The organism is Kitasatospora sp. NPDC058218 (assembly GCF_042882445.1).
In the GTDB taxonomy this organism is placed as follows: Bacteria; Actinomycetota; Actinomycetes; order Streptomycetales; family Streptomycetaceae; genus Kitasatospora.
The window spans coordinates 1-10641 of record NZ_JBHVWC010000128.1 but is presented as its reverse complement, the minus strand read 5'-3'; the positions used below and the strand labels follow the sequence as shown (position 1 = coordinate 10641).

At 76.1% G+C, this 10641-nt stretch carries 8 protein-coding genes; 3 read left to right on the top strand and 5 right to left on the bottom strand.

Going from position 1 to position 10641, the window contains the following annotated elements:
- Positions 1-127: 127 nt before the first annotated feature.
- The gene (locus ACFVYI_RS41760; RefSeq protein ID WP_387895212.1) at positions 128-1699 is read right to left on the bottom strand and encodes a chitinase; all 1572 of its coding nucleotides are present in this window, start codon (positions 1697-1699) and stop codon (positions 128-130) included.
- 474 nt (positions 1700-2173) lie between these two features.
- Between ACFVYI_RS41760 and ACFVYI_RS41755 the strand changes: the two genes are divergently transcribed.
- From ACFVYI_RS41755 to ACFVYI_RS41745, 3 genes are all read left to right on the top strand, one after another.
- The gene (locus tag ACFVYI_RS41755; protein ID WP_387895211.1) at positions 2174-2560 is read left to right on the top strand and encodes a barstar family protein; all 387 of its coding nucleotides are present in this window, start codon (positions 2174-2176) and stop codon (positions 2558-2560) included.
- Between the two features lie 53 nt (positions 2561-2613).
- Positions 2614-3075 carry a ribonuclease domain-containing protein gene (locus ACFVYI_RS41750; RefSeq protein WP_387895210.1) on the top strand — a complete coding sequence of 154 codons (462 nt, stop codon included), beginning with the start codon at positions 2614-2616 and terminating at the stop codon, positions 3073-3075.
- Between the two features lie 73 nt (positions 3076-3148).
- Entirely contained in the window at positions 3149-3418 is a 270-nt protein-coding gene (locus ACFVYI_RS41745; RefSeq protein WP_387895208.1) for a hypothetical protein, read from the top strand.
- Between the two features lie 60 nt (positions 3419-3478).
- Here the strand turns inward: ACFVYI_RS41745 and ACFVYI_RS41740 are convergent, their stop codons facing one another.
- The 4 genes from ACFVYI_RS41740 to ACFVYI_RS41725 all read right to left on the bottom strand — a co-directional run bounded on the left by ACFVYI_RS41740 (position 3479) and on the right by ACFVYI_RS41725 (position 10530).
- Complete coding sequence (locus ACFVYI_RS41740; protein ID WP_387895206.1) at positions 3479-4093, bottom strand: sigma-70 family RNA polymerase sigma factor; 615 nt, start codon at positions 4091-4093, stop codon at positions 3479-3481.
- Positions 4094-4254: 161 nt separating this feature from the next.
- Positions 4255-5481: a S8 family serine peptidase gene (locus tag ACFVYI_RS41735; RefSeq protein WP_387895205.1), complete on the bottom strand. Its 1227-nt coding sequence runs from the start codon at positions 5479-5481 to the stop codon at positions 4255-4257.
- 71 nt (positions 5482-5552) lie between these two features.
- Positions 5553-8927: a right-handed parallel beta-helix repeat-containing protein gene (locus ACFVYI_RS41730; RefSeq protein WP_387895203.1), complete on the bottom strand. Its 3375-nt coding sequence runs from the start codon at positions 8925-8927 to the stop codon at positions 5553-5555.
- A 193-nt stretch (positions 8928-9120) separates the two neighbouring features.
- A complete protein-coding gene (locus ACFVYI_RS41725; protein WP_387895201.1) occupies positions 9121-10530 on the bottom strand; it encodes a hypothetical protein in 1410 nt (469 codons plus the stop codon).
- Between the last annotated feature and the right edge of the window lie 111 nt (positions 10531-10641).

Below are 10641 nucleotides of genomic sequence, written 5' to 3'. Positions count from 1 at the left end.
CTGGCCCGGGGGGCCTACCGGTCCGGCTGTGCACCCCGAGGGAGGCGGGCCGGGGCACCCCGGTGGACCGGGGTGCCGAGGGCCGCGCGCCGTCCCGGGGCCGGTCGTTCCGACCGGGTCGGCGAGATCAGCCGACGAGCTGCTCGGGGTCGCGACGGCGGGTGCCGATCAGGCCGAGCGCGCCGCCGAGGAAGAGCAGGGCGCCGGTGGTGGTCAGCAGGATGTCGGTGGCCCCCGCACCGGTGGAGGCGAGGGAACCGCCGCCCGGCGCCGCGGGCGCGGGGGCGCCGCCTGCGGCCTGGGTCGGCGACTCCGCCGCACCGGTGCCCGGACCGGTCGGCGAGGTGGTCGTACCGGTCGGGGTCACGGGCGGCTTGGACGTCGTGGTCGCGCCCGGGCCCCCCGGGGCGCTGGACGTCGCCGTCGTGGGCGCGGTCGTGGGCACCGGCGTCGGCGCGGCGGTGGCCGGCGGTGAGCTCGGCGGGACGCAGGCCGTCCGGGCGGGCGTCGGGGTGCCGGTCGCGATGCCGGGCAGCGAGGGCTTGATCTCACCGGCCGACGGCGCCGCGTCGGCCGGCCGGGCGGTGGTCGGGGTCGGCAGCGGCCAGGTGGTCCGGCCGGGGCCGGCGGGCAGGGTGGTGATGACGGACGGGCTCGGGCAGGGGGCGTCGCCGCCGGGCACCGAGTCCGCGTGGTAGCCGGCCACGATCCGGGTGAAGTCGTACGCGGCCTGCTGGACGCCGCTGCACGTCGCGGTGGTGAAGGTGCCACCCGCGCACGGGCGGTCGCGGTTGACCGCCCAGAAGCCGAACCGGGCCAGGTGGTGGGTGGCGGCGAAGTCGCGCACGGAGCGGAAGTCGGCCGGCGTGAGCTGCTCGCCCTGCTGGTCGGTGCGGCCGTTCATGGACGAGAGGCCGGAGTGGCGCCAGGCCTTGTCGTCGTCCCAGTCGTAGGCGGTGGCGACGGCCCGCTGGAGGCCGGTGACGGCGGTGACGGTCGCGGCCGCCATCGTGCCGTCGTGACCGGTGAAGTCGAACGGCATCGCCGTCCAACCGTCCACCACCAGGCCGGTCTTGGCGGCGAGCGTGATCAGGTCGGCGCCGTCGGCGTCGGGGCCCGCCTGGTCGACCGGGAAGGTGACGTAGACGAGCAGGCCGGGGTTCTTGGCCTTCAGCGTCTTCAGCGCCTCGACCACCCGCTTGCGCACCTCGGGGGTGCTCAGCTCGGTCGACTCGATGTCGATGTCCACGGCCTTGAGACCGTAGGCGTCGACCACCTTCTGGTAGGCGGCGGCCAGTTCGGCGGCGGTGGCGCAGCGCTCGCCGAGCTTGGCACCGTCCCAGCCGCCGAAGGTGGCGAGGACCTCGCCGCCGGCGGCACGGATCCGCTTGATCGTCTTCTCGTCGCCGCCCCCGGTGAGGGCGCGGCTGCCGTCCCACTTCGGGTCGCAGCCGCCGCCGGAGAGGACGAAGGAGAGGGCGAACTGTCGCAGCCCGGTGGCCTTCATGACGGCGACCGGGTCGGGGGCTTCGCCCCAGCCGAGGTACTCGGAGACGGCGTTGAGGCCGATCGGGTCCGCGGTGTCGGCGGTGACGGCGGCGGGTGCCTCGTACTGCATGAGGATGAGCGCGGCGCCGGCGACGAGGGCGGTGGAGGCCGCCGCCATGCGTCGGCGGCGGGTGAGCCGGTGTTTGGGCATCGGGACTCTCCTGGGCTGGGAGCGGACGGGCGGACCGGCCCGGCGTCCGACACGCGGAGCGCCCCGGCGGCCGCCCTCCCACAAGGGCACCGCCGGGGCGCCAGGGGGCCCGGATCCCGCCGGGGCGCGGGAGCCGGGAGTTCCATGGCCGGAGCCGGACGCGAGACCTGGGCCGGTGGGCCCGGGACACACCGCGCGCCGTACGCCGGGCGCGGCTCTCAGCTGTAGCTACGGACGGGCCGCGCCTCCCGGTTCACGTGTTCCCTGTCGGACTGTTCGTCAGAACCACCGGATCGGACCGGAGTTGACCACCGACCAGGGGCGGTTGAACCGGCGCCCGCACGGGGGGACGAGCGCCGGTGGCGGTACCGCCACCCTGGAGAACGGACGCGGACCGCGCCGCGGTTCAGCGGTACGGAGGATTTCCTGAGGTCAGCGCAGCGGCGGGAGGCGTCGCCCCCTAGGCTCGGTCCCGTGACCACGACCTACGTACTGGACGGCACCCGGATCGCCACCCTCGAAGACTTCTGGCGCGAGATCGGCCAGGCCGTCAACGGTCCCGGGGGCTACTTCGGGCGGAACCTCGACGCGTTCGCCGACTGCCTCTCCGGCGGCTTCGGCACCCCCGACGACGGGCACTTCCACGTCGAGTGGCGCGACCACGAGACGTCCCGGCGCGCCCTGGGCCACCCGGAGACGGCACGTCAGCTCGAACTGCGCCTCGCCCGCTGCCACCCCTCGAACCGCCCGGCCGTCGCCGAGCAGCTCCGGGCCGCCCGGGCCGGGCAGGGCCCGACGGTCTTCGACTGGCTCGTCGAGATCTTCGAGGAACGCGCCCCCGGGGCCCTGCGGCTGCGCTGAGTCATCCGGGTGACGCAGCGTGACGACGGCATCTCGCCCTCGTTCTGCCGGGCATGACCACACTCGGCAGTCTGCGGCGCATCGCCGCCACCACCCTGCTCCTGGCCTCCGTCGTCGTGCCCGCCGCCTCACCCGCCGCGGCCGCGCCCACCCCGTCCGCCGCGCACCACGCGGCGGTCCGCGCCGTCATCGAACCGCCGTTGCCCGTCGAGGAGTTCCCGGCCCAGGTCGAGGAGGCGTGCGCCATCTGGCGGGGGCTCGACTGGCCGCAGGCCAACCGGCCCCTGGACTACCCCGCCGGCCCCGGCCTGGTGATCCGCGGCAGCAACGTCTACGGCAACCGCAGCGGCGACCTCCCCAAGAACGGCCGCTACCGCGAGTACGACGTCAACCCGCGCACCCCCGGCACCCACCGCGACGCCGAGCGCCTCGTCCGCGACCCCGACACCCACACCGTCTGGTACACCGGGGACCACTACGCCAACTTCCGCGAGATCAGCGAGGGCTGCTCCTGACAGGCGGCGGCGCACCGCACACCGCACACGACCCCGAGGTGCGCTCGGCGGCGCCGCCGACCACAGTGAGGTGGTGAGCATCCTCGTACTCCTCGAAACCGAACTCGTCCGCACCTCGGCGCTCGGAGACCCCACCGAATACGTCGAGGGCGTGCGCGCCGCCCACGCGGCACGGGCCCGCCCGGAGGCCCCCGGGGATCCCGGCGACGTGACCTTGTGCGGCATGGGCACCGGCCGGATGCGCAGGGACCCGTACCGGGCACCCGGGCCCGACGCCCCGTGGTACCCGCCGGAGTGGAGCGACAAGGTGTGCCCGTACTGCGACCGGGTGGCCCGCGCCTGAGGCGGACGGGTCCGGCGGCGGTGGCCTCCGGACCGGGAGGGTCGAGCTGCGCGGGGGCCGCTACATCGCCGATGCCATGCCGCGGGCTTCGAGGATCGGGCGCAGGGCGCGGACGGCGTAGAAGCTGCGGGACTTGACGGTGCCGACCGGGACGCCGAGGACGGCGGCGGCCTCGGCCATCGAGCGGCCGTGCATGTGCAGCTCGACCAGGACGTCGCGGTGGTGCGGCTGCAGTTCGGCGAGCGCGACCGCCATGTCCTGGGCGGCGAGCACCTCGTCGTAGGGGTCGTGGGTGCCGGCGTGCTCCTCGGGGGCGTCGTCGGCGACCTCCTGGGCGCGGGCGGCCTGCATCCGGAAGTGGTCGATGGCGATCCGGCGGGCCACGGTGAAGAGCCACGGGCGGCTGTACTCGGGGCCCCGGCGGATGGCGGCCGGGTTCTGCCAGGCGCGCAGCAGGGTCTCCTGGACGATGTCCTCGGCCTTGCCCCGGTCGCCGCTGGTGACGCGGAGCATCGCGCGCAGCAGGTAGCCGCCGTGCAGGCGGTACAGCTCGGCCAGGGTGTGCTGGTCGAGGGTGGGCCGGTCCGCGCGGCCGACGGGGGTGTCCGGGGCGCCCCCGGTCTCCCCGGCTGCCCGGTGGGTGTCCTCGGCGTGAGCGGTAGCGTCGATGGCCACGGCGGTTGAGCCCCTCGCAACGTTTGGTCGGTCCGTCGGGCGAGCCGCTGCGGCTGCCCCTTACCCCCTTGGCCGGATACGTTTCCAGCCACCGCCAACACCGGACCAACGCTGCGCCAATGAACCTCGTGACGGGGCGTTGGCGGCGGGCCGGGTGTCCGCTACGGCGCGGTCCGGGACCGCCGGCGGCCCGCCCGGAGCGCCGCCGCGGCGAGGGCGACCACCACGACCAGCCCGGCGCTCGCCCCGGCCAGTGCCGAGGCCCGGGTGACGGCGGTGCGGTCCGGGGGCGGCGGGACCGTCACCGGGTCGACGGTGGCCCGCGGCGCGCCGGTGACCGGCGGCTGCGCGGTCGCGGCGGCCACCACGTCCACCGTGCCCCAGCCGACGGCCGGGTCGGGCAGGGCCGAACCCGGCCGGTAGGCGGTCGATTTCAGCCGCTCGACGACCTGGGCCGGCGTCCACCCGGGCTCCCGGGAGAGCAGCAGGGCCGCCGCTCCGGCGACCAGGGCGGCGGCGCCGCTGGGCCCCGAGGCGGTGAAGTGGCCGCCGCCGGGCCCGGCCGCCTGGAGGCCCTCGCCGGGCGCCGCGAGGTCCACCCGGACGCCCGCGGCCGCCGCGGCACCGGACACCGCGTCGCCGGAGAGGGACGCACCGGAGGGCGCCCCGCCCGGGCCGATCGAGGCCACCGCGAGTACGCCGGGGTACCCGGCCGGGTAGACCGGGCCCTTCGCCGACTGGCCGTCCGGCCCGGTCGGGGCGACCAGCAGCACGCCCTTCGCCGCGGCGTACTCGACGGCCTCGGCGAGGGCCTGGCTCGGCGCCGCCGCCGGGTTCCCGATCACGGCCACCCGGGCGCCGCCGTCGACCGCCGCCCGGATGCCCTGGGCGACGAGGTCCGCCGTCGTCGTCCCGGCGTCGTCGGTCACCCGGACGGCCAGCACCGTCGCCTCCGGGGCGAGTCCGGCCGGTCCCCCGTCGGACGGGCGCCGGCCGGCCAGCAGGGTGGCGAGGAAGGTGCCGTGGCCCACGCAGTCCTGGCCGGAGTCGCCCTGGCCCTGCACCCGGGTGCCGAGCTTGAGCCGCCCGGCCAGCGCGCCGGAGCCGGTGCCCGCCGAGGCCTCCACGCCGGAGCCGAGCACGGCGACGGTCACCCCGGCGCCCCGGCCGAGCGGCCAGACCGCCTCGGGCCGCAGGTACACCTGGGCCCAGGGCGCCCGGTCGGCGGTCCGGGTGGACGGCTTGCGGCAGCCGCTCTCCCGCACGTCGGGGAGCGTCTGGCTCATCGGCGGCAGCTCGGCCGACGCGGACGCCGTGGCGGAGGACGAGGGCGCCGGCGTGTCGGCCGCGGCCGGCAGGGCGGGGCTCAGCAGGGCGACGACGCACACCGCGGACGCCGCCGCGGCCCGGCGCCGGCGAACGGTCGGCCCCGCCGGACCGACCGCCCCCCGACGCCGCCTCATACTCCGCTGCCCATCCGCTCCACCGCGATGTCCTGCGGCAGGAGCAGGCTGAGCTCGGAGAGGTCGGCGAAGTCGAGCCGGCCGAGCCGGCCCGCCTGGCGGGTGATCATGCCCTCCAGGGCCTGCCGGGCGAAGCGGCCGTTGCCGAAGGTGCGGTCCCTCGGGACGGCCGCGAACAGCTGCTCCAGCGCCGCCAGGGTCTCCGGCGCGCAGGTGTAGCCGGCCTTCTCGGCGTGCCGGCCGACGATGGTGACGAGTTCGGCGTCGGTGTAGTGGCCGAAGTCGACCTGCCGGGAGAAGCGGGACGCCAGGCCCGGGTTGGAGGCCAGGAAGTGCTGCATCTCGTCGTCGTAGCCGGCGACGATCACCACCACCTCGTCCCGGTGGTCCTCCATCAGCTTCATCAGGGTGTCCACGGCCTCCTGGCCGAAGTCGCCGCCGCCACCGTGGCGCGGCGTCAGCGTGTACGCCTCGTCGATGAAGAGCACCCCGCCGCGGGCCCGGTCGAAGGCCTCCTTGGTGAGCTGCGCGGTGTGGCCGACGTAGCGGCCGACCAGGTCGGAGCGGGCGGTCTCGATCAGCTGGCCGCCCGGCAGCACGCCGAGCTCGGCGAGAAGCTGCCCGTAGAGCCGGGCGACGGTGGTCTTGCCGGTTCCGGGCGGGCCGGCGAAGACCAGGTGGTGGCTGATGGTCGCGGTGGGCAGCCCGGCCTCCTCCCGCCGGCGGACCTGGCGGATCAGGTTGACGAGGTCCTCGACCTGCTCCTTGGCGGCCGGCAGGCCGACCATCGCCCTCAACTCGGCGAGCAGCTCGGTGCCGTCCTTCTTGGCAGCCTGCGCGGGCTCCACCGGGGCGACGTCCTCGGGGACCAGCAGCGCCAGGTCCTCGTCGGAGATCTCGGCCTGGGTCGAGAGCCTGGTCGCCTGGCGGTCCACCATCTCCTCGAACACCTTGCGGGCCGCCCGGCCGTTGCCGAAGTCCTCGCCCTTGGGCATCCGTTCGAAGAGCCCGGTGAGGGACTCGCGGGCGCCGTCGGCCAGTTCGTAGCCGTGCCCGGCGGCGGCCCGCTCGACGATGGTGACCAGCTCGTCCACCGCGTAGTTGGCGAACTCCACCGTGCGGCTGAAGCGGGAGGCCAGGCCCGGGTTGGAGGCGAGGAAGTCGGTCATCTCGGTGGAGTAGCCGGCCACGATGACCACGATGTCCTCGCGGTGGTCCTCCATCAGCTTGACCAGGGTGTCGATCGCCTCCCGTCCGAAGTCCGGCCCGCTGCCGCCGGAGCCCGCCGAGAGCGTGTAGGCCTCGTCGAGGAAGAGCACCCCGCCGAGCGCCGACTGGAACACCTCGGTGGTCTTGAGCGCGGTGCCGCCGATGATCGAGGCGACCAGGTCGGCGCGGGCCACCTCGGTCAGGTGTCCGCTGCGCAGCACGCCCAACTCGGCGAGGATGCTTCCGTAGAGCCGGGCGACGGTGGTCTTGCCGGTCCCGGGCGGGCCGGCGAAGACCAGGTGGCGGCTCATCGGCAGGGCGGGCATGCCCGCCAGTTCCCGGCGCCGGGCCAGCTTGTTGAGGTTGACCAGGGTGGCGACCTGTTCCTTGACGCCGGCCAGGCCGACCAGCGACTCCAGCACCTCCAGCGGGCCGGGAGCGGCCGCCGGCTGCGCGGGCGCGCTCTCCGCCGCGGGCTCCCCCGGGGTCGGGTGGCCCGGGCCGGGGGCGTCGCCGGCCGGCTGCGCCGCCCGGGGGGCGGGTGCCGAGCCGGCGGTGGCGGTGCCGTGCGCGTCCGGCAGGCCGTTCTCCTCGCTGACCAGCTCCTCCAGGGCGAGCCGCTCGCTCGGCGCGCTCTGGCGCAGGCCGGAGCCCCGGTTGCGGGAGAGCGTGCAGCCGGTCAGCCGGACCGCCTCGGTGGAGTCGGCGCGCACTCCGTCGCCGGTGTTCTCCGTGGCCGTGAGCTGGGCCAGCACAGCCCGCGCCCCGGCCCCGATGCGCACGCCGTGGCGGCGGTTGCCGGTCACCCGGACCCGGGTGCAGGTCAGTTCGGCGCCGTCCTCGGCGGTGATGCCGTCCTCGGCCGATTCGGACACCTCGCAGTCGCGGAGCGTCGCCGTGCCGACCCGGCCGAGCAGCACGCCGGACCCGCCGGACCCGCGCACCACGGTGGCGCCGACCCGGGTGTCCGCGCCCTCGGCGAACCGCAGGCCGGCCCGGCCCGCGTCCAGCACCTCGCAGTTCTCCAACTGCCCGCGCCCGTCCCGGACCGCGGTCATGCCGTCGCCCTTGGCGCGGTGGACGGCGACCCGGCGCAGTCGCGGGTTGGCGCCGTCGGTGATCAGCACGCCGCTGCCGGCGACGTCCCGCACCTCCAGCCGGTCGAAGTCGGCGGAGCTGTCGCCGGTCAGTTCCACGCCGTCGGCGCCGCAGTCCCGGACGACGGTGCGGGCCAGCGTCGGGCCGGACGACTCGCCCACCCAGATGCCGGTGCCCTGGGCGCTGTCAACCTCGCAGTCCTCGAAGGTGCCGCGCGAGCGGGCCGTGACGTGGATGCCGTGGCCGGCCGTCCGGGAGGCGCGGCAGCGGCGCAGCTGCGGGTCGGTGCCGGCCGCGAGCGCGATGCCGTGCCCGGAGGTGGCGGTGACGGTGCAGTCCTCCAGGACGACCTGGGCGGAGGAGCTGATGTAGATGCCGATCGTGGTGTCGCGGACCACGGTGCGCACCAGCCGGGTGGTGCTGCGCTCCTCCAGGGCGATGCCGGGCTTGTCGGTGACGGAGATCTCGCAGCCCTCGAAGGTGCCCCGGGCGTCGCCGTTGGCGCAGATGCCGTTGCCGCGCGCGTCGCGCAGCACGCAGTTGCGCAGCAGCGGGTTGGCGCGCTCGCCGATCACCACGGCGGAGCTGCCGAGGTGCTCGATCACGCAGTCCTCGATGATGCTGGTGCCGCTGGAGGTCTCGACGATGCCGGCCCCCGCCGGGTTGGTGACGCGGCACCCGCGCATCGCCAGGGTGCCGTCCCCGCGGGTCAGCAGGGCCGTCCAGGAGCTGCCGACCACTTCGCAGTCCTGGACGGCGGCCTGCCCGCGGGGCACGTCGATGGCGGGCATCTCCTCGTCCTGCCCCTGCAGGATCAGGCCGGTCAGCTGCACCGCCTCGGCCGTGACCTGGACGACGCAGCCCCGCCGGGCGGTGATCCGGACGCTGCCCCGGGCCTCCGCGGCGGTGATGGTGACCAGCTTGCTGATCACCAGGTTCTCCTCGTACCGGCCGGGGCGCACCGAGATCACCGCCCCGCTGCGGGCCGCCGCCAGCGCCTCGCCGATGGTGCGGTACCGGCCGTCCCGCTGCTCCGGGCACACCGTCAGCACGTGGCGCGACATGGGGTGGCCTTCCTTTCGCTTGATCCGTCGATGACGTGGGCCGTTTCGCCGCCGGGCCGGACCGGCCCGGTGACACCCCGGACCGGCCCGGCGCCGGGCCCGACCGGTCCGCTCACGCCTCGGACCGGTCCGGCGTCGAGGCCGACCGGTCCGGGGCTGGAGTGGGGTGATCCGGTGATGATCCGAACGCCCGTCAGCCGCTGCATTCGGCACGGACGGCGGCGGCCGCGTGGTGGGCCTTGTCGGCGTCGCCGCCCCAGTCGATGCCGCGGTCGTGCAGCATGACCGCGATCCGGCCGCCGCTCAGCGAGAAGGTGCCGGCGCTGACCCAGGTGCCCCGGTAGGCGGTCTGGTCGATCTTGAATTCGCCGATGGTGCCGCTGCCGGGCGAGGAGCTGTTCTGCACGGTGTAGTAGGTGGGCTTGCCGCCCACCTGCTTGCGGTCGCTGCTGTTGGGGACGTAGACGGAGATCTTGCAGCTGCCGCTGGTGACCGGGCCCGTGGCGAAGGTCCACACCACCGAGTTGCCCTTGTCCTTGCCGTCGCCGCTCATCGGCACCGAGTCGTACTTGCCGTTGCAGCCCGACCCGGCGTAGCCCCCGGCCGAGTTGACCGTCCAGCCGGTGGTGCCGTTCGTCCACTGGCCGTACTGGGCGTAGCTCGCGCCGGAGTTGCTGCAGCCGGTGCCGGCGACGGCGTTGAAGGTGGGCGCGGCGGCCTTCGGCGGGACGGGCGGCGGGGGCGCCGGCTGCTGCGGGACGGGCGGCTGCGGCGCGGTACCGCCGGTGCCACCGGTGCTGCCGGTACCGCCGGTGCCGCCAGTACTACCCGTGCCACCGGTGCTGCCGGTACCACCGGTGCCTCCAGTACTACCCGTGCCACCGGTACCGCCCGTACTACCGGTGCCACCGGTGCTGCCGGTACCGCCGGTGCCCGTACCGCCCGTGCCACCGGTCGCCGGCGGCCTGGTGCCCGGGGCGGGCGTGTTGCCGGGCTTGGAGAGCAGGTTGGTGCTGGGGGCCGGGCTCCCGGCGGTGTTCGGGGCGGCGCCGTTGCCCGGGCCGGTGCCGGGCACGCCCTCGGGGGTGCCCCCCGTCCCGGGCGCGGTCGGGGCGCCCGTGGTCGGATCGGGGACCAGCGTCGGATCGGTGGGCGTGGTCGGAGCGCCGGAGGCGTTCGGGTCGGCGGGCGGCTCGGTCGGCGTCAAGTCGTCGAGCTCGGGGCCCTCGGCGAGGGGCAGGTCCGCCTGGCTCAGCCCGACGTTGTCCCCCGCCCCGTCCTTGCCCGCCCGGTTGCCGTCGGTGATCAGGAACGGCAGGCCCATCAGCACCACACCGGCGGTGGCGGCGGCGACGAGCACCGGCCGCTTCAGCCGGGCCCGGCTGAAGCGGTCCGGGCGCGCGGTCGGCGCGGGGCCGGCGGGATCGGCCCCCTGGCCGGGGTCAGGGGTGAAGCCGGGGTCCGGCACCGGCGCCGGCACCGGGCCCGGCACGACGGGGGCGGCCGGCGGCGCCGCCGGGGCCGCGGCCGCCACCGGCCCGGTCGGCACGGCGGCGACCTGCCCGTACTGCGGTACGGCCGGCGGCGGGGTGGCGGGCAGCACGGCGGCCGGCGGCACCACCGCGGGGGGGGGGGGGGGGGCCCCCCCCCCCCCCGGCCCCCCCCCCCCACCCCCCCCCCCCCCCCCCCCCCCAAAAAAAACCCCCCCCCCCCC

Bases quoted from the DNA above. Each gene is read 5' to 3' on its own strand.
- ACFVYI_RS41730 (WP_387895203.1), bottom strand. From the start codon at position 8,927: ATGTCGCGCCACGTGCTGACGGTGTGCCCGGAGCAGCGGGACGGCCGG.
- ACFVYI_RS41750 (WP_387895210.1), top strand. From the start codon at position 2,614: ATGACCACACTCGGCAGTCTGCGGCGCATCGCCGCCACCACCCTGCTC.
- ACFVYI_RS41760 (WP_387895212.1), bottom strand. From the start codon at position 1,699: ATGCCCAAACACCGGCTCACCCGCCGCCGACGCATGGCGGCGGCCTCC.